The 23,707-nt window shown below is 69.4% G+C and carries 21 protein-coding genes; 13 read left to right on the top strand and 8 right to left on the bottom strand.

The features are described 5' to 3' along the window. Positions 1-9: 9 nt before the first annotated feature. On the bottom strand, positions 10-2,787 hold the full coding sequence (gene leuS, locus VM306_RS36730) for a leucine--tRNA ligase (protein WP_325523282.1): 2,778 nt from the start codon (positions 2,785-2,787) through the stop codon (positions 10-12). 249 nt (positions 2,788-3,036) lie between these two features. Between leuS and VM306_RS36735 the strand changes: the two genes are divergently transcribed. Then, positions 3,037-3,441 (top strand): SdpI family protein, encoded by a 405-nt coding sequence (locus VM306_RS36735; protein WP_325523284.1) that lies wholly within the window; start codon positions 3,037-3,039, stop codon positions 3,439-3,441. A gap of 19 nt (positions 3,442-3,460) precedes the next feature. On the opposite strand, the gene VM306_RS36740 is transcribed toward VM306_RS36735, so the two are convergent. Beyond that, positions 3,461-4,039: a YqgE/AlgH family protein gene (locus VM306_RS36740; protein WP_325523286.1), complete on the bottom strand. Its 579-nt coding sequence runs from the start codon at positions 4,037-4,039 to the stop codon at positions 3,461-3,463. A gap of 236 nt (positions 4,040-4,275) precedes the next feature. On the opposite strand from VM306_RS36740, the gene VM306_RS36745 reads away from it, so the two are divergent. Continuing rightward, the gene (locus tag VM306_RS36745) at positions 4,276-5,616 is read left to right on the top strand and encodes an MFS transporter (RefSeq protein ID WP_325523288.1); all 1,341 of its coding nucleotides are present in this window, start codon (positions 4,276-4,278) and stop codon (positions 5,614-5,616) included. Here VM306_RS36745 and VM306_RS36750 read toward each other — a convergent pair. Both VM306_RS36750 and VM306_RS36755 read right to left on the bottom strand, forming a co-directional pair. Then, complete coding sequence (locus VM306_RS36750; protein ID WP_325523290.1) at positions 5,545-5,814, bottom strand: LuxR C-terminal-related transcriptional regulator; 270 nt, start codon at positions 5,812-5,814, stop codon at positions 5,545-5,547. The two genes, VM306_RS36745 and VM306_RS36750, sit on opposite strands and share 72 nt — an antisense overlap. A 70-nt stretch (positions 5,815-5,884) precedes the next feature. Next, the gene (locus VM306_RS36755) at positions 5,885-7,291 is read right to left on the bottom strand and encodes a CCA tRNA nucleotidyltransferase (protein WP_325523292.1); all 1,407 of its coding nucleotides are present in this window, start codon (positions 7,289-7,291) and stop codon (positions 5,885-5,887) included. Positions 7,292-7,360: 69 nt separating this feature from the next. On the opposite strand from VM306_RS36755, the gene VM306_RS36760 reads away from it, so the two are divergent. From VM306_RS36760 to VM306_RS36800, 9 genes are all read left to right on the top strand, one after another. Further along, positions 7,361-7,876 (top strand): NUDIX hydrolase, encoded by a 516-nt coding sequence (locus VM306_RS36760; RefSeq protein WP_325523294.1) that lies wholly within the window; start codon positions 7,361-7,363, stop codon positions 7,874-7,876. Then, entirely contained in the window at positions 7,873-10,173 is a 2,301-nt protein-coding gene (locus tag VM306_RS36765; RefSeq protein WP_325523296.1) for a DUF6049 family protein, read from the top strand. Before VM306_RS36760 ends, VM306_RS36765 begins: the two co-directional genes overlap by 4 nt. Further along, positions 10,170-11,810, top strand: a complete 1,641-nt coding sequence (gene murJ / locus VM306_RS36770) for a murein biosynthesis integral membrane protein MurJ (protein ID WP_325523297.1) — start codon at positions 10,170-10,172, stop codon at positions 11,808-11,810. Before VM306_RS36765 ends, murJ begins: the two co-directional genes overlap by 4 nt. A gap of 37 nt (positions 11,811-11,847) precedes the next feature. Further along, positions 11,848-13,365 (top strand): protein kinase family protein, encoded by a 1,518-nt coding sequence (locus VM306_RS36775; protein ID WP_325523299.1) that lies wholly within the window; start codon positions 11,848-11,850, stop codon positions 13,363-13,365. A gap of 67 nt (positions 13,366-13,432) precedes the next feature. Further along, a complete protein-coding gene (gene sigM, locus VM306_RS36780) occupies positions 13,433-14,050 on the top strand; it encodes an RNA polymerase sigma factor SigM (RefSeq protein ID WP_089927514.1) in 618 nt (205 codons plus the stop codon). Then, positions 14,047-14,790: a hypothetical protein gene (locus tag VM306_RS36785; RefSeq protein WP_325523301.1), complete on the top strand. Its 744-nt coding sequence runs from the start codon at positions 14,047-14,049 to the stop codon at positions 14,788-14,790. The genes sigM and VM306_RS36785 overlap by 4 nt, the downstream gene beginning before the upstream one ends. A 78-nt stretch (positions 14,791-14,868) precedes the next feature. Next, entirely contained in the window at positions 14,869-15,849 is a 981-nt protein-coding gene (gene trxB / locus VM306_RS36790) for a thioredoxin-disulfide reductase (protein ID WP_325523303.1), read from the top strand. Positions 15,850-15,881: 32 nt separating this feature from the next. Then, complete coding sequence (gene trxA / locus VM306_RS36795) at positions 15,882-16,211, top strand: thioredoxin (RefSeq protein WP_325523305.1); 330 nt, start codon at positions 15,882-15,884, stop codon at positions 16,209-16,211. 217 nt (positions 16,212-16,428) lie between these two features. Continuing rightward, on the top strand, positions 16,429-17,568 hold the full coding sequence (locus VM306_RS36800) for an N-acetylmuramoyl-L-alanine amidase (RefSeq protein WP_325523307.1): 1,140 nt from the start codon (positions 16,429-16,431) through the stop codon (positions 17,566-17,568). Between the two features lie 58 nt (positions 17,569-17,626). On the opposite strand, the gene VM306_RS36805 is transcribed toward VM306_RS36800, so the two are convergent. Beyond that, the gene (locus VM306_RS36805; protein WP_325523309.1) at positions 17,627-18,259 is read right to left on the bottom strand and encodes a GNAT family N-acetyltransferase; all 633 of its coding nucleotides are present in this window, start codon (positions 18,257-18,259) and stop codon (positions 17,627-17,629) included. A gap of 134 nt (positions 18,260-18,393) precedes the next feature. Between VM306_RS36805 and VM306_RS36810 the strand changes: the two genes are divergently transcribed. Next, positions 18,394-19,710, top strand: a complete 1,317-nt coding sequence (locus VM306_RS36810; protein WP_325523311.1) for a PLP-dependent aminotransferase family protein — start codon at positions 18,394-18,396, stop codon at positions 19,708-19,710. A gap of 16 nt (positions 19,711-19,726) precedes the next feature. Continuing rightward, positions 19,727-20,671 carry a D-alanine--D-alanine ligase gene (locus VM306_RS36815; protein ID WP_325523313.1) on the top strand — a complete coding sequence of 315 codons (945 nt, stop codon included), beginning with the start codon at positions 19,727-19,729 and terminating at the stop codon, positions 20,669-20,671. An 88-nt stretch (positions 20,672-20,759) separates the two neighbouring features. Here VM306_RS36815 and VM306_RS36820 read toward each other — a convergent pair whose 3' ends face one another. The 3 genes from VM306_RS36820 to rsmG form a co-directional block, all read right to left on the bottom strand. Further along, positions 20,760-21,719, bottom strand: coding sequence for a ParB/RepB/Spo0J family partition protein (locus VM306_RS36820; protein WP_325523315.1), 960 nt, complete (start codon positions 21,717-21,719; stop codon positions 20,760-20,762). Then, positions 21,716-22,591, bottom strand: a complete 876-nt coding sequence (locus tag VM306_RS36825; RefSeq protein WP_325523348.1) for a ParA family protein — start codon at positions 22,589-22,591, stop codon at positions 21,716-21,718. Before VM306_RS36825 ends, VM306_RS36820 begins: the two co-directional genes overlap by 4 nt. Before the next feature lie 95 nt (positions 22,592-22,686). After that, positions 22,687-23,334 (bottom strand): 16S rRNA (guanine(527)-N(7))-methyltransferase RsmG, encoded by a 648-nt coding sequence (gene rsmG, locus VM306_RS36830; protein ID WP_325523317.1) that lies wholly within the window; start codon positions 23,332-23,334, stop codon positions 22,687-22,689. Positions 23,335-23,707: the final 373 nt, after the last annotated feature.

Raw genomic sequence — 23,707 nt, forward strand, 5'->3', positions numbered from 1 at the left:
CCGGACGGGCTACAGGACGACGTTCACCAGGCGGCCGGGCACCACGATCACCTTGCGCGGCTCGCCACCGGCGACCAGCTCGGCGATCTTCTCCTCGGCCAGCGCCGCCGCCTTGATCTCGTCCTGCGACGCGGACGCCGACACGACGACCCGCGAGCGGACCTTGCCGTTGACCTGGATCGGGTACTCGACGGTGTCCTCGACCAGGTACTGCTCGTCGGCGGCCGGGAACGGGCCGTGCGCCAGCGAGCCGGTCTTGCCCAGCTTCGTCCACAGCTCCTCGGCCACGTGCGGGGCCTGCGGAGCCAGCATCAGCACCAGGGGCTCCGCCAGCGCGCGGGGCGTGCCGGCGGTGTAGTGCTTGGTGACGTAGTTGTTCAGCTCGATCAGCTTCGCGCCCGCCGTGTTGTAGCGCAGGTTGGCGTAGTCGTCGTGGACGCCGGCGATCGTCTTGTGCAGCAGCCGCAACGCCTCGACTGACGGCTCTTCGTCCGTGACGCGCAGGGAGCCGTCGGTCTCGTCGACCAGGTTGCGCCACAGGCGCTGCAGGAAGCGTTGTGCGCCTACTACGTCCTTGGTCGCCCACGGCCGTGACACGTCCATCGGGCCCATGGACATCTCGTAGAACCGGAAGGTGTCGGCGCCGTACCGCTCGCACATCTCGTCGGGCGTGACGACGTTCTTCAGGCTCTTGCCCATCTTCCCGTACTCACGGCGGACTTCCTCGCCGTTGTGGAAGTACTTGCCGTTCTCCTCGACGACCTCGTCCGCCGGGACGTAGACGCCGCGCGGGTCGACGTACGCGTACGCCTGGATGTAGCCCTGGTTGAACAGGCGGCGGTACGGCTCGTCGCCGGACAGGTGGCCCAGGTCGAACAGGACCTTCTGCCAGAAGCGCGAGTACAGCAGGTGCAGCACCGCGTGCTCGACGCCGCCGATGTACAGGTCGACGCCGCCGGGGTCGGTCGGGCCGTGCTCGGCCGTGCGCGGGCCCAGCCAGTACTTCTCGTTCTCCGGGTCGACGAACCGCTCGGTCTCGACCGGGTCGACGTAGCGCAGCTGGTACCAGCACGAACCCGCCCAGTTGGGCATGGTGTTCGTGTCGCGGCGGTAGGTCTTCTGACCGTCGCCCAGGTCCAGCTCGATCGTCGTCCACTCCGTCGCGCGCGACAGCGGCGGCGACGGCTCGGTGTCCGCGTCGTCCGGGGCGAACGTGCGGGGGGAGTAGTCGTCCACCTCCGGCAGCTCGACCGGCAGCATCGACTCGGGCAGCGCGATGGCGGTGCCGTCCTCGTCGTAGACGACCGGGAACGGCTCGCCCCAGTAGCGCTGGCGGCTGAACAGCCAGTCGCGCAGCTTGAACTGGACGGTGCCGTGGCCGTGGCCGTTCTCCTCCAGCCAGCCGATGATCGTCTTCTTGGCGTCGTCGATCGTCATCCCGTCCAGGAACCCGCTGTTGATGGCGGGTCCGTCACCGGTGTAGGCCTCGCCCTCGAAGCCCTCCGACGGCTGGACCGTGCGGATGATCGGCAGGTCGAACTTCGTCGCGAAGTCCCAGTCGCGCTGGTCCTGGCCGGGGACGGCCATGATCGCGCCGGTGCCGTAGCCCATCAGGACGTAGTCGGCGATGTAGACGGGGATCTGCTGACCGTTCACCGGGTTCGTGGCGTACGCCCCGGTGAAGACGCCGGTCTTCTCCTTGTTCTCCTGCCGGTCCAGTTCGGACTTCAGGGACGACGCGCGCCGGTACGCGGTGATGTCTGCCACGCGATCGGGCGTCGCAACCTGGTCCACCAGCTCGTGTTCCGGTGCCAGGACGATGTAGGTCGCACCGAACAGTGTGTCCGGACGGGTCGTGAAGACCTCAATGTTCTCGTCTCCCACCGCGAATCGGACTCGGGCGCCATGCGAGCGCCCGATCCAGTTGCGCTGCATGGCCTTGACCTTGTCCGGCCAGTCCAGCCGGTCCAAGTCGTCGATCAGCCGGTCCGAGTACGCGGTGATGCGCATCATCCACTGGCGCAGGTTTTTCCTGAACACCGGGAAGTTGCCACGCTCACTGCGACCGTCCGCGGTGACCTCTTCGTTCGCCAGCACAGTACCCAGTCCCGGACACCAGTTGACGGGCGCCTCCGACATGTAGGCCAGCCGGAATTCGCCCAAGATCCTTTGCTGGTCGGCAAAAGACAGCTCAGACCACGCGCCACCACCGGGAACGTCCCGCTCGCCGGACTCGAACTGCGAGATCAGCTCGGCGATCGGCCGGGCCTTGCGCGCGTCGGCGTCGTACCAGGAGTTGAAGATCTGCAGGAAGATCCACTGGGTCCACCTGTAGTACTCGGGGTCGATCGTCGAGATGCGGCGGCGCTCGTCGTGACCCAGCCCCAGCCTGCGGATCTGGCGCAGGTAGGTGTTGATGTTGTCCTCGGTGGTCTTGCGCGGGTGCTGCCCGGTCTGCACCGCGTACTGCTCCGCGGGCAGGCCGAACGCGTCGAAGCCCATCGTGTGCAGCACGTTGCGGCCGTTCATGCGGTGGTACCGCGCGAACACGTCCGTGCCGATGAAGCCCAGCGGGTGGCCGACGTGCAGGCCGGCGCCGCTCGGGTACGGGAACATGTCCTGCACGAACAGCTTGTCCGCGGGCACGTCACCCTTGAGCGCCCCCACGGGGTTGGGCGCGTGGTAGGTGCCGTGGTCCTCCCAGTACCGCTGCCACCGCTCCTCGATCTGGTTCGCCAGCTCGGCGGTGTAGCGGTAGGCGGGGATCTCCGCCGCGTCCGTGCTCATCTCAACGTCCCTCTCACATCGATCCTGCCCCTGACATGACGAAACCCCCCAGCCCAGACGGGCATGGAGGGTGGCCGCGCCGACCGTCTTCCGAACAGGTCGTCGCGGCTAGATAAGGAGCAGGCGGGCCGTGCTCATGCCCTCAACGGTATCAGCGCACCGCAAGCCACCTGCACAGGGCGGTGGCGTGCGGCACACCAAACCGGGGTGACCGCGAGGCGCGGCGCGGATCCGTCTTACCCTCATGGGGTGAACATCGTGCTGTCGGTCGTCCTGGGTGTGCTCGGCGTCGCTCTCGGCGCGGTCGGTCTGCTGGGTCTGCAGGGCAAGCTGCGGCGCAACCGGTTCGTCGGCGTGCGCACGGCGGCGGCTGTCCGCGACGAGGAGACGTTCGCGCTGGCCAACCGGGTCGCGGGCGTGCCGAACGTCGCCGCCGGTGTCGTGGCGATCGTGTCGGGCGCCATGGCGTTCGTCATGGCCGACCTGGCCGTCACCGCCGGGATCATCGGACTGGTCGGCGCGCTGGTCATCGCGTTCGCCGGCGGGATCGTGGGGAGCCGGGCGGCGGCGCTGGTGCCGGAGCCGGTCAAGCCCAAGGGCTGCGGTGGTTGCGCCTGCGGTGGCGGCGGTTGTTCCCCGCTCGCCGGGCTGTGATCCGAACGTTTCACGTGAATCAGTTGTCGCGGACGTCCTTCGGGTAGGTCGACAGCAGCGCCAGCGGCATCCCCTGACGGCGCAGCACCCGGCCCCACAGGTCGACGTTCGGCCCCGCGAGCACGTCGTCGGCCAGGCCCGTCACGACGATCCAGTCGCCGCGGTCGATCTCGGCCGCCAGCTGGCCCTCGCCCCAGCCGCTGTAGCCCGCGAAGACCCGCAGGCCCCGGACCAGCGGCACCAGGTCGTCCGGCTCGGCGTCCAGGTCGATCAGCGCCACGGGACCCTGCACGCCGACCAGACCCTCCACGGTGGACGGGTCGGTGCCCGCCTTCAGAGCCGCCAGGCACAACGCCGTCTTCTGCTCGACCGGGCCGCCGATGTGGATGCACCGCGGCTTGCTGACGTGCTGCCCCCACGGCGGCAGCACGTCGTGCACCGCTACCTCGGACGGGCGGTTCAGCACGACCCCGAGGGTTCCCTCGGGGCGTTGATCGATGATGTACACGACGGTGCGCGAGAAGTTCGGGTCGTTCAGGCTCGGAGCGGCAACCAAGAGGGAGCCTGGCTCGACTTCAACTTCGGCATCGGGACGCACGTCACCATGAAATCACCCGTGATCGCCGGAACAACTCAGGGCCGCGCCCCGTTAGACTCAACTGTCGGATGTCTTTGTGTCCCCCGGGCTCAACAGACAACTGCCTTCGCGGAATACCGTTCGGCTGGAGCCGCGTAGTGCAACGCGCCGTGAGGCGACCTGGCATCCGATCCACGGGAGCCGGACCGCGAGGTCCGGCTTTCGTGGTTTTCACCCAGCGCGCATAGGGTGCAGAAGTGACAACGCTCGCGGTGGAGAAGCACCACTGGGGATCGCGCCGGCTCCTCGGCATCCCCGCGTACCGCAGGCTCCTCGCCACCCGCCTCGCCTCTCAGTGGGGTGACGGGCTCTTCCAGGCCGGTCTGGCCGGCGCCGTGCTCTTCAACCCCGAACGGCAGGCCGACCCGGCGGCGATCGCGGCAGGGTTCGCGGTTCTGCTGCTGCCGTACTCGCTGGTCGGACCGTTCACGGGCGCCTTGCTCGACCGGTGGGACCGCAAGAAGGTCATCGTCGTCGCGAACGTCCTGCGGGCCACGTTCGTGTTGTTCACGGCCCTGGCCGTGGGAGCGGGGCTGAGCGGGCTGCCGCTCTACGTCTCCGCGCTCGTCGTCATGGGCATCGGCCGGTTCGTCGGTTCCGGGCTGAGCGCCTCGCTGCCGCACCTCGTCCCCGAGGACCACCTCGTCGAGGCGAACGCGCTGGCCACGACGGCCGGGGCGATCATGGCCGTGATCGGCGCCGCCTGCGCGATCGGGTTCAGGACGGTGCTCGGCGCGGGGGACGGCGGATCGGGCTGGACGACCAGCATCGCCGTCGTCGGGCTGCTGCTCGGCGCGTTCATCGCCAGCCGGTTCAAGCCGGGCGTGCTCGGGCCGGACGAGGTCGACGAGCCGCACACCGCGATGAGGGCCGTCGCGCGCGGGCTGGTGGACGGCGGCAGGGCCACGTTGCAGACGCCGAGCGTCACGGCGGGTCTCGCGGCGTTGCTCGCGCACCGCGCCGGGTTCGCCATCAGCCTGATGATCACGCTGCTGCTGATGCGCTACAGCCTGGAGGACGTCGGCATCCTCAAGGCCGGCATCGGCGGCCTCGGCGAGATCGCCGTCGCGGGCGGTGCGGGCATCCTGCTCGCCGGCGTGCTCACCGACCGGATCGTGGACAGGTTCGGCACGAAGCGCACGATCTGCGGCGCGTTGCTGCTGACCGCCGCGGCGCAGGTCGGGCTCGGGCTGCCGATGACGCTGCCGACCATCCTCGCGGCCGGGTTCTTCGTCATCTTCGCCGGTCAGGTCGTCAAGCTGTGCGTGGACACCGCGGTGCAGCACGACGTCGGCGACGAGGTGCGCGGGCGCGTGTTCGCGCTGTACGACACCCTCTTCAACGTCACGCAGGTCACCGCGGTGACCATCACCGCGACGGTGGTCCCCCTGGACGGGCGCTCGCCCGGCCTCCTGCTCACCGCCGCCGGCCTCTACCTGGTCGGCCTCGCCGCCTACCTGCTCCTGCTAGCGCGGAAACGGCAGGTGCAGCATCCCGGCCTCGTGAGCGAAGACGACGGCGGCCACCCGATCGGGTAGTTCCAGCCGCCGCAGGATGTCGGCGACCTCGTCGGTCACCTGCTGCAGCCCGAGGCCGAGCACGCGAGCGATCTCGTGGTCCTCGTGACCACGGGCCAGACACCGCAGCACGACCCGTTGCCCGTCGGTCAGCACGTCCAGGTCGTGTGCGGCAGGACTCGTGGAAAGTCCCCAAGAGAACATCTGCATCACCCCCATGAGCAGACTCCATGGTGCATCCCCGCGCTGACACATCGCTAACGCGGGGATGTCATGCCATCACCAGGCGTCACGGGGACGGCGTGATGCCCTGCTCGCGCGCCCAGCCGAGGAGAGCGGCCTCGGCCTCGTCGCGGTCCAGCGGACCCCTGTCGAGCCGGAGTTCCTTGAGGAACTTCCACGCGGCGCCGACCTGCGGGCCCGGCGGCAGGCCGAGCAGCTTCATGATCTCGTTGCCGTCGAGGTCCGGGCGCACGCGCGCCAGGTCCTCCTCGGCCGCGATGCGCGCGATGCGTTCCTCAAGCGAGTCGTAGGTCCGCCGCAGCAGGTTCGCCTTGCGCTTGTTGCGCGTCGTGCAGTCGGCACGGACGAGCTTGTGCAACCGCGTCAGCAGGTCACCGGCGTCCGTCACGTACCGGCGCACCGCCGAGTCGGTCCACTCGCCGTTGCCGTAGCCGTGGAACCGCAGGTGCAGGTACACGAGCTTGGCGACGTCCTCGGTGATCTCCTTCGAGAACCGCAACGCCCGCAAGCGCTTGCGGACCATCTTCGCGCCCACGACCTCGTGGTGGTGGAACGAGACGCCACCGCCAGGCTCGAACTTCCGGGTGGGCGGTTTGCCGATGTCGTGCAGCAGCGCCGCGATCCTCAGCACCAGATCGGGTGACTGATCGGCATCTTCAAGATCAATTGCTTGTTCCAGCACAACCAGCGAGTGGTCGAAGACGTCCTTGTGCTGATGGTGTTCGTCGATTTCCAGCTTCATGGCCGTGAGCTCGGGCAGCACGACGTCGGCCAGCCCGGTCTCCACCATGAGCTCGATGCCGCGGCGGGGGTGCGCCCCGCACAGGAGCTTGGAGAGCTCGACCTGCACGCGCTCCGGCGTGATGCGGGTGAGCTGGCCTGCCATCGACCGCATCGCCTCGACCACCCGCGGCGCCGCGGTGAAGCCGAGCTGCGAGACGAACCGGGCGGCGCGCAGCATCCGCAGCGGGTCGTCGCCGAACGACTCCTGCGGGGTCGCCGGTGTGTCCAGCACGCCGTCGCGGGCGGCCAGGAGGCCTCCGGTCGGGTCCACGAACTCGGCGGCGGCGATGTCGAACGCCATGGCGTTGACCGTGAAGTCGCGCCGGACGAGGTCGCCGTCGATCGAGTCGCCGAAGGTCACCTCGGGGTTGCGGGTGACGCCGTCGTAGACGTCCGCGCGGAAGGTCGTGATCTCGATGATCTCGCCCTTCTTGGACGCGCCGACCGTCCCGAACGCGATGCCGGTGTCCCACTGCGCGTCGGCCCAGCCGCTCAGCAGCTTCTGGATCTCCGCAGGTCGCGCGTCGGTGGTGAAGTCGAAGTCGTTCGTCTGGCGCCCCAGCACGGCGTCGCGCACACTTCCACCCACGAGGTAGAGGCGCTTGCCGCCGGCGGCGAACCGGGCGGCGAGCTCGGCGACGACTGGTGTGATGGCGGGCGTTTCCACCACCGCATTCTGCTGGAGCTATCGAGACACGAGAAACCAGCGTACTCAAGGTTCGTAAGTACGATCGGCCGTATGTCTCCGTCAGCCTCACGTTCCGGGAGCCCCAAGCCGGGGCGCCGGAAGAAGCGGCGGGGCCGGAAGCTGAAGACCGTCGACGAGACGTCGGCGGGTGGCCTGGTGCTCGACGGGGAGCGGCGGGCCGCGGTGATCGGGAGACTTGACCGGCGGGGCAGGTTGCTGTGGTCTTTGCCCAAGGGTCACATCGAGGCAGGCGAGACCGCGGAACAGACCGCGGTGCGCGAGGTCGCCGAGGAGACCGGTATTCATAGCAGGGTGCTGCGTCCGCTGGGGTCGATCGACTACTGGTTCGTCGCGGACGACCGCCGGGTGCACAAGACGGTTCACCACTTCCTCCTCGAAGCGCTGGGGGGAGAGCTTTCCGACGAAGACGTGGAGGTCACCGAGGTGGCGTGGGTGCCACTCGGCGAGCTGGACGAGCGACTCGCGTATGCCGATGAGCGCCGTCTGGTCCGCCGAGCAGCCGAACTGCTCTCCGGCCGCTGCCGGAACGGGGCGGAGTCGGCGTGAGCGTGAGGAAGTTCTTCTGCACAGTCGCCGTCGCCGCGTTCCTGCTGACAGCCACGCCTCCCGCGGGCGCCGTCGAGGAGTCGCAGCCGGACGAGATCGACGCGCTGCCCTTCCTGCCCGCCCCCGCCACCCAGGTGTGGGCGACCAGGTCCCTCTCCGCGCAGCCGGGCCAGCAGCAGCCGCAGTTCCTGCGGCTCGACATCGCCCAGCTCACCCCCCGGTTCGTGACGAGCGACTCACCCGGCTCCGTCACGATCACCGGCTCGATCGTCAACGTCGGTGACCGCAAGGTCTCCGACATCGTGCTGCGCCTGGAGCGCGGCGACTCGCTCGACAGCGAGGACGACCTGCGCAAGGCGTTGCGGGAACCGGCGGCGGCCGAGGCCGTGCAGCCGAAGTTCACGCAGATCGCCGACGCGCTGGAGGCCGGTCAGCAGAAGGACTTCACGCTGCAGGTGCCGCTGCGCGGTGACGACCCGACGTCGCTGCAGGTCGAGCAGCCCGGCATCTACCCGATCCTCGCCAACGTCAACGGCAGGCCCGACTACGGCGGCCAGGCGCGGCTCGCGGCGCTGTCGACGCTGCTGCCCGTGCTCGGGGTGCCCGGTGGCGAGACCAAGGGCAAGCCGGGCACGCCCGCGAAGCTCACCGTCCTGTGGCCGATCGCCGACCGCCCGCGCCTGGTCCGCCTCGGCGCCGCCGGGCAGTCGGAGCTGATCGACGACGAGCTCACCACGTCCCTCTCGGTCAACGGCAGGCTGTACGGCCTGCTGCAGGCCTACGAGCAGGCGATCTCGTCCATGAGCACGGGCATGTGCCTCGCCATCGACCCCGACCTGCTGCACACCGTCCAGGCCATGAGCACCGGCTACACGGTGCGCGGTGGCACGGAGGGCAAGGGCAAGGTCGAGGCCAAGCTGTGGCTCGACCGGCTCAAGCTCGCCGTCACGGGCCGTTGCGTCGTGGCGCTGCCGTACGCCGACGCCGACCTCGTGGCGTTGAACAGGGCGAAGCTCGGCACCATGCGCACGCTCGCGGTGACCGGCGGACCCGAGCTCGTCCAGGACGTCCTGGGCGTGCAGCCGCTGCCCGACCTGGTGTGGCCGGAGGACGGCGTGCTGGACCAGTCGACGTTCGACGAGCTGGTCACCCCGCAGCCGGACAAGCGCTACGCCGGCGTGAAGTCGCTGCTGCTCGACCCGACCGGTGTCGCCGACGCTCCCGGCACCGCGCCGGTCGTCATCGGCGGTCAGCACCCGGTGACCGCGGTGAAGATCGACTCGATGGTCTCCGACGCGCTGCAGGGCAGCGAGTCGCGCCCGCGCACGCTGTCCGGCGTGACCTCGCCGGTCGAGAGCCAGCCGGTGTCCGTGCAGAACGCGCTGGCCGTGCTGGTCTACCGCGCCGGGTGGCAGGGCGACGGCCGCAACGTGCTGGTCACGCCGCCGCGCCGGTGGAACGCCCCGATCTCGGAGATGACCGAGTTCCTGACCACCGCCCAGAAGCTGGTCGGCGGCGGCTACGCGGCCCAGACCGGGCTCGAGGAGCTCACCAAGGCGGCCCCGCCGGTGACGAACGCCAAGATCGCCTACCCCGCCGAGGCCGGCGCGCGGGAGATCTCCCCGCTCGTCTCCGACGCCGTCACGAACCAGAGCGTGCAGCTCAACGGCCTGGTCGCGGCGATGCAGCAGGAGGACAGCGAGCACGCCTCGCCCGCCGACCTGGCCGACCCGCTGTGGCTCGGCCTGCTGCGCGCGATGTCGGGCGCGTGGCGGTCGAACGACCAGGGCGCCCGGTCCGCCGCGGACATCAGCCAGAGCGAGATCAACGGCCTGACCGGCATGGTCGGCGTGACGCAGCCGAGCAGCCCGATCCTGCTGGGTTCCGGCGACAGCCCGATCCCGGTCACGATCACGAACAAGCTCGACGTGCGCGTGACCGTGCGGATCGCGCTGGCCGACACCCCCGGCATCCGCAAGCTCGACCTCGCCGACCAGGTGCTTCCCGCCCGCGGCGAACGCGTCGTGCGGGTCCCCGTCGAGGTGCTGCGCTCCGGCCGGTTCCCCGTCAACGTCCGGCTGACCACTCCCGAGGGCGTCGCTCTCGGTGACAGTGTCAAGCTGGAGGTGTCGTCGTCCGCCTACGGCACGATCACGGTGATCGTCACCGTGATCGCCGGGATCGCGCTCGTCCTGCTTTCCGGGCGGCGCATCTACAAGCGGGTTCGCGCTCGCAACGGCGAGAGCGGCGGCGCACCGTCCATCGAGAACGTGACACCGGAGAAGTCGAGCGCGTGAGCGAGACAGCCACGACCACCGAACCAGGGCAGCAGAACCAGGCACCGTCGGTCGCCAGGGCGAGCGGCTCGATGGCGATCGCCACGATCGTCAGCCGCGCCACAGGACTGCTGTCGAAGGTCCTGCTGGTGGCCGCACTCGGCATCGGCACCCTCAACGACTCGTACCAGGCGGCCTCGACGCTGCCGACGATGATCAACGAGCTGCTCCTCGGCGGCATCCTGACCAGCGTCGCGATCCCGTTGCTGGTCCGCGCCGAGAAGGAGGACGGCGACGGCGGTGAGTCGTACGCCCAATGGCTGATCAGCATGGGCACGGCGATCCTCGCCGTCGGCACCGTGATCGCGGTGGCCTGCGCGCCGCTGCTCACCTCGCTGTTCATCGCCGACTCGGAGAACGCGAACCGCGACCTGGTCACCGCGTTCGCCTACCTGGTGCTGCCGGGCATCGTGTTCTACGGCCTGACAGCGCTGATCAGTGCCGTGCTCAACGCGCGGCACGTGTTCGGCCTGCCCACCTGGGCCCCGGTGCTCAACAACGTCGTCGTGATGCTGGTCCTCGGCGTCTACTGGATGCTCCCCGGCGACATCACGCTCAACCCGGTCTCCATGACCGACAGCCACGTGCTGGTGCTCGGCCTCGGCACCGCGCTCGGTGTCGCCGTGCAGGCGTTGGTGCTGATCCCGGCCCTGCGCAAGACCGGCTTCCGGTTCAAGTGGCGGTTCGGCTGGGACTCCCGGCTCGCCGAGTTCGGCAGCCTCGCGTTCTGGGTGCTGCTCTACGTCGGTCTCGGCTTCGCCAGCATGACGGTGCTGACCAAGGTCGCGACCCACGGCGACGGCGCGCTGACGGCGTTCAACTTCCAGTGGCTGATCGCGCAGGTGCCCTACGGCGTGCTCGGCGTCTCGCTGCTGACCGCGCTGATGCCGAAGATGAGCCGGGCGGCCGCGAACGACGACAACGAAGAGATCGTGCGCGACCTGCTGTTCGGCAACCGCATGTCGTCGATCCTGCTGATGCCGTTCAGCGTGCTCATGACCGTGTCCGGCGTGGCCATCGGTCTCGCCGCCTTCGGGTTCGGCAAGTCGGGTGTGGAGGGCGGCACGGCGGTCGGCCTGGCGCTCGCGCTGTCGGCGTTCGGCCTGGTGCCCTACGCGGTCACGCTGCTGCAGCTGCGCGTCTTCTACGCGATGAAGGACGCGCGCACGCCGACGTTGATCCAGGCGCTGATCGTGGCGGTCCGCATCGGGTTGCTCTACTTCTTCCTCGCCGTGGCCGAGCCCGAGCAGCTCGCCGTCGGGGTGTCGCTCGCGATGTCGCTGAGCTTCGTGTTCGGCGCGGTGGTCGGCCAGGTCTGGCTGCGCATCCGCCTGGGCCGCCTGCGCACCGGCTTCACCATCTGGACCGTGTGCCTCACGGTGGTGGCTTCCGCGGTCGCCTTCGCCGTCGCCAAGGGCGCGAACATGCTGCTTCTCGACCTGATCGACTTCTCCAACCCGGTCGTAGCCGCCTGGTTCGAGGTCGTTCTGGTGACTTTGATCGGGTTGCCGCTCGCGTTCGGCCTCCTGGCCGCGTTCCGCGTACCCGAGATGAAGCCGGCGATCAACAAGATCAACCGTTTGGTGCGGCGCCGATGACTCCAGGCCGTGACCGACTTACCGTAGCCTGGTGCCCGTGAGTAGCGGAGTCCACGCCGCCCTTGTTCCCGGCGGTGTCATAGGCAATGGCCGCTACCGGCTGCTCGCGACGTCCGGAGCGGACGCGAGGTCGAACGCGGAGCTGTGGCGTGCGCGAGACGGTCAGCTCAACCGGGACGTGGCGCTGACCATCCTGCTGGGAGACCTCGCGGACAACGAGGCCGCCGCCAGAGCCCGCCGGACGGTCGAGCGCGCGATGCACGCGTCGTCGTTCACGCACCCCGGCGTGTCCAGGGTGATCGACGTGCTGACGCCCGGCACCGGCATCCGCCCGGACGAGGGCATCCTCGGCATGGTCGTCGCCGAGTGGACCCAGGGCACCGACCTGATGGACCTCATCGCGGACGGCCCGCTGCCGGCGGGCGCCGCGACCCGCCTGCTCGAACCGCTGGGCGCCGCCATCGAGGGCGCGCACCACGCCGGTCTCGTGCTGGGCGCCGACCACCCGCAGCGCATCCGGGTCACCTCGGACGGCCGCCTGCGCCTCGCGTTCCCCGGCCCCCGGCCGGACGCGATCGCGCGCGACGACGTCAAGGGTCTCGGCGCGATCCTGTACCTGCTGCTCACCGGCCGGTGGGCGCTGCCGGGCGGTCCCCAGGGCGTGCCCGCTGCCCCGACCGGCCCGGACGGGACAGTCGTCGCGCCGAACGCGTTGCACCCGTACCTGCCGCACGACCTGTCGTCCGTCGCGGTGCGGTCGCTGGAGGACACGTCGGTGGGCGGCATCCGCACGTCCGCGGCGATCCTGCAGGTCCTCGACCAGATCGCGGCCGAGGAAGCCCAGACCGCGCTGATCCCGGCCGTGTCGTCGTCGCGCAACGACGACGACCAGGTCGTGTGGACGACGCAGCGCCCCCGCGAGGACAAGCAGCAGAAGAAGAAGCTGTGGATCAGCGTCGGCGTGCTCGCCTTGGCGACGGTCGCCGTGATCGTCTGGCTGAGTGTGCAGATCGTCGGCTTCTTCAGCGACGAGCCGTCCAAGGGCGGCGGCCCGACCGTGGTGATCAACCAGCCGGGGTCGAACGGCCAGACCGCGCCGGCCCCCGTGGCCGCCGGTCCCGTGCAGCCGGGACAGATCGGCGTCTACGACGTCACGAACCAGCCCGACAACGCCAACCAGGCGAGCAGGGCGGTCGACACCAACGCGACCACGTTCTGGCGCACCGACAACTACTTCCAGCAGTTCCCGTCGCTCAAGCCCGGCATCGGCCTGATGGCGTCGTTCGCCGAGCCGGTGAAGCTGGCCTCGGTCACGATCACCTCGCCCAGCAAGGGCACGCACGTCGAGATCCGGGTGGCGTCCGCGCAGAACTCGCCGCTCGAGGAGACCAAGGTCATCGGCGTCGCGGACCTGTCGGACGGGCAGACGCAGATCCAGCTGAACGAGCACGAGCCGACCGGGCACGTGCTGATCTGGATCACGCAGCTGTCGAGCGTGGACGGCGGCAAGAACCAGTCGGAAATCCGGGAAATCGTCTACACGCGGGCCCAGTAGAACTACCCGGGCGGTCTGAGCAGCCCTGTCCGGGTGATCTGTGATCACGCTCGCTAAAGTGCGTTCCGTGACCGCCGCAGCCAGCTCGGACGCCGATCTCATCTCGGCCCACGCCGCAGGTGACCCCTACGCGTTCTCGGAGCTGGTGAAACGGCACCGCGACCGGATGTGGGCGGTGGCGTTGCGCACGCTGCGCGACCCGGAAGAAGCCGCGGACGCCCTCCAGGAGGCGTTCATCTCGGCCTTCCGGGCGGCGTCGTCGTTCCGCGCGGAGTCACAGGTCACCACCTGGCTTCACCGGATCGTGGTCAACGCGTGCCTCGACCGGATGAGACGCCGACAAACAAGACCGACAGTGCCGCTGCCCGAGGCCGGTCCCGGCGAGCCCGTAGCCCCGCGTGACGCGATGAGCGACCGCGAGACCAGCCTGATGGTGCAGCAGGCGTTGATGGAGCTGCCGGAGGAGCAGCGGGCGCCGATCGTGCTGGTCGACGTCGAGGGCTATTCCGTTGCGGAGACGGCGAAACTCCTCGGAATCGCCGAAGGCACGGTCAAGAGCAGGTGTGCGCGAGGCCGCGCCAAGCTAGCCAAAGTTCTCGGGCACCTCAGGAACCGAATCGCAGATGCGAACGTCCCAGCTGACGGTGTGAATGTGCAAGAGCAACGTCAGTGGGAGGGCCGATGACCGGCATGGAGCGCGTGCCGATGGGTCCGCCGTGGTCTGTCGACCTCATCGCGGATCTGCACGCGGGCGTGCTGCCCCCTGAGGTCGCCGCACAGCTGCGCCCGAGGGTCGAGGCGGATGCCGAGGCCCGGGAGATCCTCCAGGCGCTGGACGCGACGCTGGCGGACCTGGAGGCGTTGCCCCCGATCCCCATGCCCGACCACGTGGCCGCCCGGATCGACGCCGCCCTCGCGGCGGAGGCCCGTCCGGTCGCCCCGGTCGTGTCGCTCGACGACGCCCGCAGGCGCCGCAACCGCAGGCTCGGCCTCGGTGGTGGCGTGCTGGTCGCGGCCGCCGCCGCGTTCGGCATCGTGTTCGCGGTCGCCCCCGGCGGGGACCAGGCGAAGACCCCGCCCGCCGCGCAGCAGTCGCCCACCACGAACTCGAACGTCCCGGCGGAGCCGCCGCTCGCGGTGAAGGAGTCCGAGCTGGGCGCCGCGGTCGGAGAGGTGCTCAAGGCGCAGAACTACGGACCGCTCGAGACGCCCGACCGCCTCGCCGGCTGCCTGCAGGGCGGCGGCATCACGAGCTCCGGCAAGCCGCTCGGCATCAGCCCGATCAAGCTCGAGGGCAAGGACGCGGTGATGGCGATCCTGCCCGCCGGTCTCGGCCAGTACCGGCTGGTCGTGCTGGACCCGGCCACGTGCGGACCGGACAAGCCGGAGGGCGTCCTCGAGGACGAGACCATCAAGCCGAGGTAGTCGTTCATGTCACGGAATTAGCTGCACCTACGATCCGTTGAGCCAGACAGACGACGAGATCGAGGAGTTGCTGGGGCCGTGAGCGTGCGCAACGTGATCATCATCGGATCGGGGCCCGCGGGCTACACCGCGGCGGTGTACGCCGCCCGTGCGCAGCTGGAGCCCCTGGTCTTCGAGGGTTCGCAGTACGGCGGTGCCCTGATGACGACGACCGAGGTCGAGAACTACCCCGGCTTCCGCGAGGGCATCATGGGGCCCGAGCTCATGGAGCAGATGCGGGAGCAGGCCCAGCGCTTCGGCGCCGAGCTGCGCGCGGAGGACGTCGAGTCCGTCGAGCTCACCGGCGAGGTCAAGAAGGTCGTCGCGAACGGCGTGGAGTACTCCGCCCGCGCGGTCATCCTCGCGATGGGCGCCGCGGCCCGCTACCTCGACATCCCCGGTGAGCAGGAGCTGCTCGGCCGCGGTGTGTCGGCCTGCGCGACGTGCGACGGCTTCTTCTTCCGCGACCACGACATCGCGGTGGTCGGCGGCGGCGACACGGCGATGGAGGAGGCGACGTTCCTCACCCGCTTCGCCAAGTCCGTGACGGTCATCCACCGCCGCGAGGAGTTCCGCGCCTCCAAGGTCATGCTCGAGCGCGCCCGCGCCAACGAGAAGATCAGGTGGCAGCTGAACACGCAGGTCACCGACGTGCTCGGTGACGGCACGGTGTCGGCGATCAAGGTCAGGGACACCGTGACCGGTGCCGAGTCCGAGCTGCCCGTGACCGGCTTCTTCCTGGCGATCGGCCACGACCCGCGCTCGGCGCTGGTGAAGGGCCAGGTCGACCTGGACGCGGAGGGTTACGTCCTGACCAAGGGCAAGTCCTCCTACACGAACCTGGACGGCGTGTTCGCCGCCGGCGACCTGGTCGACCACGAATACCGTCAGGCGATCACCGCCGCCGGCTCCGGCTGCAGCGCCGCGATCGACGCGGAGCGGTGGCTCGCCGAGCACGGCGAGGAGCACGCCGAGATCGCCGCCGAGGCCGTCGGCGGCGGCTACGGCAAGAGCAACTGAAGTCCTTCCGCGAGACCTTTAGGGAGATCAACATGGCAGGCGCCACCGTCACGGTGACCGACAAGTCGTTCGCAGACGACGTGCTGACCAGCGAGAAGCCCGTCCTGGTCGACTTCTGGGCGACCTGGTGCGGCCCGTGCAAGATGGTCGCGCCGGTGCTGGAGGAGATCGCGGCCGAGCACGGCGAGAAGATCACCGTCGCCAAGGTCGACATCGACGCCAACCCGTCGATCGCCCGCGACTACCAGATCATGTCCGTGCCGACGCTGATCCTGTTCCAGGGCGGCCGCCCGGTGAAGCAGATCGTCGGCGCGAAGCCCAAGGCCGCGCTGCTGAACGACCTGCGGGACGTTCTCGCCTGAGAAAGATGACGCAACGGACACCAAGTCCTTTGCAACGCGCAACGTGACCCGCCCGTCTATCGATAAGACGAGCGGGTCACGTTCGTTTCGTGCCGGGACGGTGAACCGGGTACGACTGCGAGCAGCCCTGCATCGATCACTGTGCGCAGCAGGGCACAATGAGGACTTCCCAACTGACGCGCCGACCAGGTTCGGCGCCCTAGTCGAGCGAGGGTGCATGCAGCTGCTCCGCCGCGGGGACGTCGGAAGTGATGTTGCCGAGATCCGGTCGACCCTGACCAGGCTCGGACTGCTTCCGCCGGCCGACCCACAGGCGCCGCCGGTGTTCGACCAGCAGGTCGAGCACGCCGTGCGCGCGTTCCAGCAGCAGCGGGGGCTGATCATCGACGGTGTCGTCGGACCGGCGACCTACCGTGCGCTGCGTGACGCGACGTTCCGGTTGGGGGACCGGCCGCTCGCGTTCCTGATGTCGCAGCCGACCACCGGCGACGACGTCCTGATGTTGCAGGAACGCCTGCTGGAGCTCGGCTACGACGCCGGTCGCGCCAACGGCGTGTTCGGCCAGCAGACCGAGCACGCGCTGAGGAACTTCCAGCGCGACTACGGCCTGATCGTGGACGGCATGTGCGGGCCGGACACGGTGCGCGCGTTGCGCCAGCTCCAGCCGAAGGTCCGCGGTGGCCGCCCGCAGCTGCTGCGCGAGCAGGAGCGGCTGCGCGGTGCCGGGTCGCGCCTGGCTGGCAAGCGGATCGTCATCGACCCCGGTCACGGCGGCCAGGACCGCGGTGTCGTGGTCGGCGCGGTGTCCGAGGCCGAGCTGATGCTGGACCTCGCGCGCAGGCTCGAGGGCAAGATGGCCGCCACCGGCATGGAGGCGCTGCTCACCCGCGGGCCGGACAACTGCCCGGACGAGGCGGAGCGCGCCCGGTTCGCGAACGAGGCGGGCGCCGACCTGATCCTGTCGCTGCACAGCGACGGCAACTCGTCGCCGAACGCGCAGGGCGTGGCCACGTTCCACTACGGCACGGGCAACGGCCCGTCGTCCACGGTCGGTGAGGCGCTGGCCGGGTTCATCCAGCGCGAGGTCACCGCCCGCACGACGATGTCGAACTGCGGTTCGCACCCGAAGACGTGGGACCTGCTGCGGCTCACCCGCTGCACGGCTGTCCGCGTCGAGGTGGGCTACCTGACGAACGCCGAGGACCGCGCTCGCCTGTCCACGCCCGGTTTCCGCGACATCGTGGCCGAGGGCATCCTCGTGGCCGTGAAGCGCCTGTACCTGCTCGGCAAGGACGACCAGCCGACGGGCACGTTCACGTTCAACGACCTGCTGCGCTACGAGATGGCCAAGGGCTGATCCGCGTTCCGCTGACGAAAAGGCCCCTCGCCTGCAGGCGAGGGGCCTTTTCTCCGCTTCAGACCGGCCGGAAGCTCGGTTCCGCCGTGGAGACGGTGACGCTGTTGAGAAGGCGTTCGAGCGCTGCCTCGACGTCTTCCTTCCAGGTGATGGAGCTGCGGAGATCCATGCGCAACCGGGGCCAGCGGGGGTGCGGCCGCACGGTCTTGAAGCCGACGCTCGTGAGGAACTCGGCGGGCGTGACGCAACTGGCGTCCTCGTCGTCCGGGCGCATGTCGCCGAACGCCTCGATGGCCTTCACGCCACGACGGGTCAGGTCCTTCGCCACGGCCTGCACCAGCACACGCGCGAGTCCTCCCCCTCGGAACTCGGGAAGGACGTCCAGCGACGTCATGAGGACCGCGTCCGGGCTCACCGGGGACGTGGGGAAGGCGGAGCCGCGCGGAACCGCGGCAGGAGGTGCGTAGAACACCGACCCGGCGGGGATGCCGTCGCAGTAGATCATCCGGCCGCACGAACCCCATTCGAGCAGGACGCTGGAGACCCAGGCTTCCTTCTCGAACTCCGTGTCCCCGTACTCCTCCGCCTGCTCGCGCAGGTGAGGAGCCAGTTCCCAGAAGACGCACGTCCTGCTGTGCTTGGAAAGATGCTCCAGGTTGTCCAGCGTGACGCCCACGACGCGACGGGACACCCCGACCTCCACCCGTTAACACACACAGTGAACCCATATGAGGGTAGGCGAATGTGACGGAACCGGGAAGGCGCATGCCCTGAACGGGACGACGGTTACACTCGCTCGGGACATTTCCTATTCAGGAGTCCCACATGACTGTGCCCGGACAGCCCGCGAAGCAGGGCCCCAGAAGCCTTGACCCCCACCTCCGCCGCTACGCAGCGCGCACGGCAGGGATGACGGCGTCGGAGATCCGGGCACTTTTCGCAGTCGCGTCCCGCCCCGAGGTCGTCTCGCTGGCGGGCGGCATGCCGCACCTGGCCGCGCTGCCCCTGGAGTCGCTGTCCGCGGAGATCGGCCAGCTCGTCGCCACCGAGGGTCTGGTGGCGCTGCAGTACGGCTCGGCGCACGGCGTTCCGATGCTGCGCGAGCAGATCTGCGATGTGATGGCGCTGGAGGGCATCAACGGCCACCCGGACGACGTGGTCGTGACCGTCGGCTCTCAGATGGGCCTCGACATGGTCACCCGGATCTTCTGCGACCCCGGTGACGTGGTGATCGCCGAAGGTCCGTCGTACGTGGGGGCCCTCGGCTCGTTCACCGCCTACCAGGCGCAGGTCGTGCACGTCGCGATGGACGCCGACGGGCTCGTGCCGTCGTTGCTGCGCGAGGCCCTGGAGGCCTGCGAGCGCGCCGGGCAGCGGGTGAAGTTCCTCTACACGATCCCGAACTTCCACAACCCGGCCGGCGTGACGCTGGCGGTGTCCCGGCGGGCCGAGATCCTGGAGATCTGCCGCTCGTACGGCGTCCTGGTGGTCGAGGACAACCCGTACGGACTGCTCGGCTTCGACGGCCAGACGTACCCGGCGCTGCGGTCGATGGACCCGGACAACGTCGTGTACCTCGGGTCGTTCTCCAAGACGTTCGCGGCCGGTCTGCGGGTCGGCTGGGTGCTGGCGCCGCACGCGGTGCGCGAGAAGCTCGTGCTGGCCGCCGAGTCGGCCACGCTGTGCCCGCCGACCCTGAACCAGATGGTCGTGTCCCGGTACCTGTCGACCCAGGACTGGAAGGGTCAGATCAAGACCTACCGCGAGGCGTACCGGGAACGCCGGGACGCGGCGATCTCCGCGCTGGAACAGCACATGCCGCAAGGTTCCACGTGGAACATTCCCGACGGCGGTTTCTACGTCTGGGTGACGGTGCCGGAGGGCATCGACACGAAGGCGATGCTTCCCCGTGCCGTGACGGCCCGCGTGGCCTACGCGTCCGGCACCGGGTTCTACGCGGACGGGTTCGGCTCCCGGCAGTTGCGCATCTCGTACTGCTATCCGACCCCGGAACGCATCCGCGAGGGCGTCCGCCGCCTGGCGAACGTCATCGAGGAGGAGATGCAGCTGGCAGTGACCTTCGGGGCGACGCCGGGCCGTCAGCTGTCCGGTCCGCAGACCCCGTCGCCTGACACCGCCTGATCCTTGGAGTTGTGCTGTGGCTGACCGCATGGTCGCTGTGCTGTCCGGTGGGCTCTCCCACGAACGTGAGGTCTCGATCCGCTCGGGACGTCGTCTGTCGGCCGCGTTGCGGTCGGTGGGCGTGACGGTGGAGGAGTGGGACGCGGACGCGTCGTTGCTGACGCGGTTGCGTGACGACCGGCCGGACGCCGTCGTCGTCGCGCTGCACGGCGGCGAGGGCGAGAACGGGTCGGTGCAGGCGGTCCTCGAGATGTTCGGGGTGCCGTACGTGGGCACCGACTCGCGGGCGTGCCGCCGGGCGTGGGACAAGCCCACCGCCAAGGCCGAGCTGGCCCGTGCCGGGCTCGCGACGCCGGAGTGGGTCGTGCTGCCGCACGCGACGTTCCGGGAGCTGGGGGCCAAGCCGGTGCTCGACGCGATGGTGTCGACGCTGGGGCTGCCGATGATGCTGAAGCCGGACCACGGCGGCTCGGCGCTGGGCGCCCAGGTGGTTCGCGACGCCGCGGAGCTGCCGCCGGCGATGGTCGGGTGCCTCGCGTACGGCGACACCGTGCTGGCCGAGCAGTTCATCTCCGGAGTGGAGGTGGCGGTCGCGGTGGTCGACGGACCGGAAGGTCCTTTCGCGCTACCCGCGGTCGAGATCGTTCCGGAGACCGGTGTGTACGACTACACCGCTCGGTACACGGCGGGGCTGACCGACTTCCACGCGCCGGCTCGGCTCGACGCCGCTGCCGCCAAGGCGGTGGGGGAGCTCGCCGTCGCGGCGCACCGGTTGCTCGGGCTGCGGGACGTGTCGCGGACCGACGCGGTGGTGGCCGAGGACGGCACCGTCTACTTCCTCGAAGTGAACGTGTCGCCGGGACTGACCGAGACGTCGCTCCTGCCGATGGCCGTCGAGGCGGCGGGGCAGTCGCTGGGCGAGATCTACGCCGGTTTGATCGAGCGCGCTGTCGCTCGTTGATCTTCTTTCACAGGTGACGCCCCGTAGCTTTTCAGCTGCGGGGCGTCATCGTCACCGTGACATAAGAGCCGTGGGTGATCCTATGGGCCTACTCCGATGTCCGAATTGTCGTTTCTGGGCTCATCATGCCGATGATGCGTTCAAGATCGTCAACTGACCCGAACTCGACGACGATCCGGCCCTTCCGCTGCCCGAGTTCGACCTTCACGCGGGTGTCGAAGTTGTCCGAGAGGCGTTCGGCGAGCTCCTGCAGACCGGGTGCGTGCATCTGCTTGCGGGGAGCGGGCTTGGCCTTCGCGGGCTTCTCGTTCTTGGCGATCGTCACCGCTTCTTCGGTCGCGCGGACCGACATGCCCTCCGCGACGATCCGTGCCGCGAGGTCCTCCTGCGACCCGGCGTCGTCCAGACCGAGGAGTGCCCGCGCGTGGCCGGCGCTCAGCACGCCCGCCGCGACCCGTCGCTGGACGGCGAGGGGGAGCTTCAGCAGCCGGATGGTGTTCGTGACGACGGGGCGGCTGCGGCCGATGCGGTCCGCGAGCTCCTCGTGCGTGACACCGAACTCCTCCAGCAGCTGCTGGTAGGCCGACGCTTCTTCGAGCGGGTTGAGCTGGACGCGGTGGATGTTCTCCAGCAGCGCGTCGCGCAGCATCACGTCGTCGGCGGTCTGCCGCACGATCGCCGGGATGGTCTTGAGCCCGGCCTGCTGGGACGCCCGCCACCGGCGCTCGCCCATGACGAGCTCGTAGGTGTCCGCGGTGAGCTCGCGGACCACGATCGGCTGCATGAGCCCGAACTCCTTGATGGAGAACGAGAGCTCGTTGATCGCGTCAGGGTCGAACACCTGGCGCGGCTGCTTGGGGTTGGTCTTGATCGCGGTGACCGGGACCTCCCGGTAGACCGCTCCGGCGACCTCGCTGACCGGTGCCGCCGTCTTCGTCCCGTTGCCCGCCATGACCGGCCGGCTGAGGGCGGGCGCCCCCGCCGGAGGCCCCTGCGGGATGAGTGCGGCCAGACCGCGCCCGAGTCCGCCCTTGCGCTGCTCCGTCACGCGCCACCCCTCCTGGCCCCGCGCACCGCGATCTCCTTGGCGGCGTCGAGATAGCTCATCGACCCGCGCGAGCCCGGGTCGTACGTCAGCACCGTCTGCCCGAACCCCGGCGCCTCGGAGACCTTCACGCTGCGGGGGATGACGGTCCTGAGCGCCACGTCGCCGAAGTGGCTGCGCACCTCGTTGGTCACCTGGTCGGCGAGCTTGGTGCGGCCGTCGTACATCGTGAGCAGGATCGTGGAGATCGAGAGGTCCGGGTTCAGGTGCTGCTGCACCAGCTCGATGTTGCGCAGCAGCTGGCTCAGACCTTCCAGCGCGTAGTACTCGCACTGGATGGGGATCAGCACCTCCCGCGCGGCGACCATCGCGTTGACGGTCAGCAGGCCGAGGCTCGGCGGGCAGTCGATGAAGACGTAGTCGGGCTGCAGCTGGTCGAGCGCCTCGGGGGAGAGGGCCTCCTTCAGCCGCGACTCGCGGGACACCATCGAGACGAGCTCGATCTCGGCGCCGGCGAGGTCGATCGTCGCGGGCACGCAGAAGAGGTTCGGCGACGTCGGGCTGACCTGAGCCGCCTCGGCGATGGAGATCTCACCGATCAGCACCTCGTAGACGGACGGCGTGCCGCTCCGGTGCTCGACGGAGAGCGCCGTGCTCGCGTTGCCCTGCGGGTCGAGGTCGATCACGAGCACCTTGAGCCCGTGGATCGCGAGCGCCGCGGCGAGGTTCACCGTGCTCGTCGTCTTGCCGACGCCACCCTTCTGGTTGGCGACGGTGATCACCCGGCGGTGAGTCGGGCGGGGGAGCAGTGACTCGTCGGGGTGCAGCACGCTTGCCGCACGAGCCGCCTCTTCTGCAATCGGGGTCCACACCACGGCGCTGTCATCTCCGTTGTTGGTCGGCTTGGCTTGGTGTTTGGGGGTCGCGGTTTCACGTGGAACATCGGCGGAGTGGAACTCCGGGTACACGCTCACCGATCCCTCCGCGTTTGGCGCTCGACGATGAGCACCGTCGTAGGCACTTCGAGTACGTCCGCTCCCACGACGACGACCTGCGCGTTGCCGCCCCCGGCCTTCAGGACCGCATCGCCGTCGCGATCGAGCTCTTCCTGCGCGCGCTCGCCCTTGAGCGCCACCATCCGCCCACCACCCCGGAGGAGCGGAAGGCACCACTTCGTCAGCTTCTCCAGCGGAGCCACCGCCCGAGCCGTCACCGAGTCGCAGTTCATCAACTGCTTCCGGACCGGCCCTTCCTCAGCGCGCCCCCGCATGACCGTCACGTTGTCGAGGCTCAGCAGTTCCTTCACTTCCTCGAGCCACGCGACCCGCCGAGCCATCGGTTCCAGCAGCGTGATCCTCAGGTCCGGCCGCGCGATGGCGAGCGGCACACCCGGCAACCCCGCACCCGAACCGACGTCGACGACGCGCTCGTGCTTGTCGAACAGCTCCTCGATCACCGCCGAATTGAGCACGTGGCGATCCCAAATCTTGTCGACCTCGCGGGGACCGATGAGTCCACGCTCGACGCCGTGCTCCTCCAGGAGCCTGACGAACTCGGCGGCACGGTCAACGTGCTCACCGAAGACGAGCTTCGCGTTGTCGGGCAACTCCCCGGCCATGTTCTCCGTCCGTGAGCGTTTCACGTGAAACCACACGGCGGCGGCGATCCGGCGGCCGGGTGGAAAGCTGGCGAATGCCAGGTGGCCATCATGACGGATCGACCGTGTGGTGCGCCAAATCCTGAGCGCCGTTTCACGTGAAACTTTGCGGGAAGGTTGCGCGCGGGCGGTTCTTGTCGTTGTTTCACGTGGAACGGTTGGTTGGCGGTGGTTGCGTTCCAGCGGAGTTTGTCGCCTCGCTGCGTTGGGTCGCCTTGCCGGGTGGCCCCTCGGGCAGTGCCGACGAGCGGGTGTTCATCGCCGCTGCGCGACGATCGCGATTGGGGCTTGACCGGCTCCCGGCGGTTCATGAGGAGGACGGCTCGCTTCGCAT

The sequence above is a fragment of the Lentzea sp. genome (assembly GCF_035525475.1).
GTDB lineage: Bacteria > Actinomycetota > Actinomycetes > Mycobacteriales > Pseudonocardiaceae > Lentzea.

Excerpts from the sequence above, each read along its gene's own strand:
- trxA (WP_325523305.1), top strand. The coding sequence starts at position 15,882 with ATGGCAGGCGCCACCGTCACGGTGACCGACAAGTCGTTCGCAGACGAC.
- VM306_RS36750 (WP_325523290.1), bottom strand. The coding sequence starts at position 5,814 with ATGGGGGTGATGCAGATGTTCTCTTGGGGACTTTCCACGAGTCCTGCC.
- VM306_RS36785 (WP_325523301.1), top strand. The coding sequence starts at position 14,047 with ATGACCGGCATGGAGCGCGTGCCGATGGGTCCGCCGTGGTCTGTCGAC.
- rsmG (WP_325523317.1), bottom strand. The coding sequence starts at position 23,334 with ATGGCCGGGGAGTTGCCCGACAACGCGAAGCTCGTCTTCGGTGAGCAC.
- leuS (WP_325523282.1), bottom strand. The coding sequence starts at position 2,787 with ATGAGCACGGACGCGGCGGAGATCCCCGCCTACCGCTACACCGCCGAG.
- VM306_RS36760 (WP_325523294.1), top strand. The coding sequence starts at position 7,361 with ATGTCTCCGTCAGCCTCACGTTCCGGGAGCCCCAAGCCGGGGCGCCGG.
- VM306_RS36810 (WP_325523311.1), top strand. The coding sequence starts at position 18,394 with ATGACTGTGCCCGGACAGCCCGCGAAGCAGGGCCCCAGAAGCCTTGAC.
- VM306_RS36800 (WP_325523307.1), top strand. The coding sequence starts at position 16,429 with ATGCAGCTGCTCCGCCGCGGGGACGTCGGAAGTGATGTTGCCGAGATC.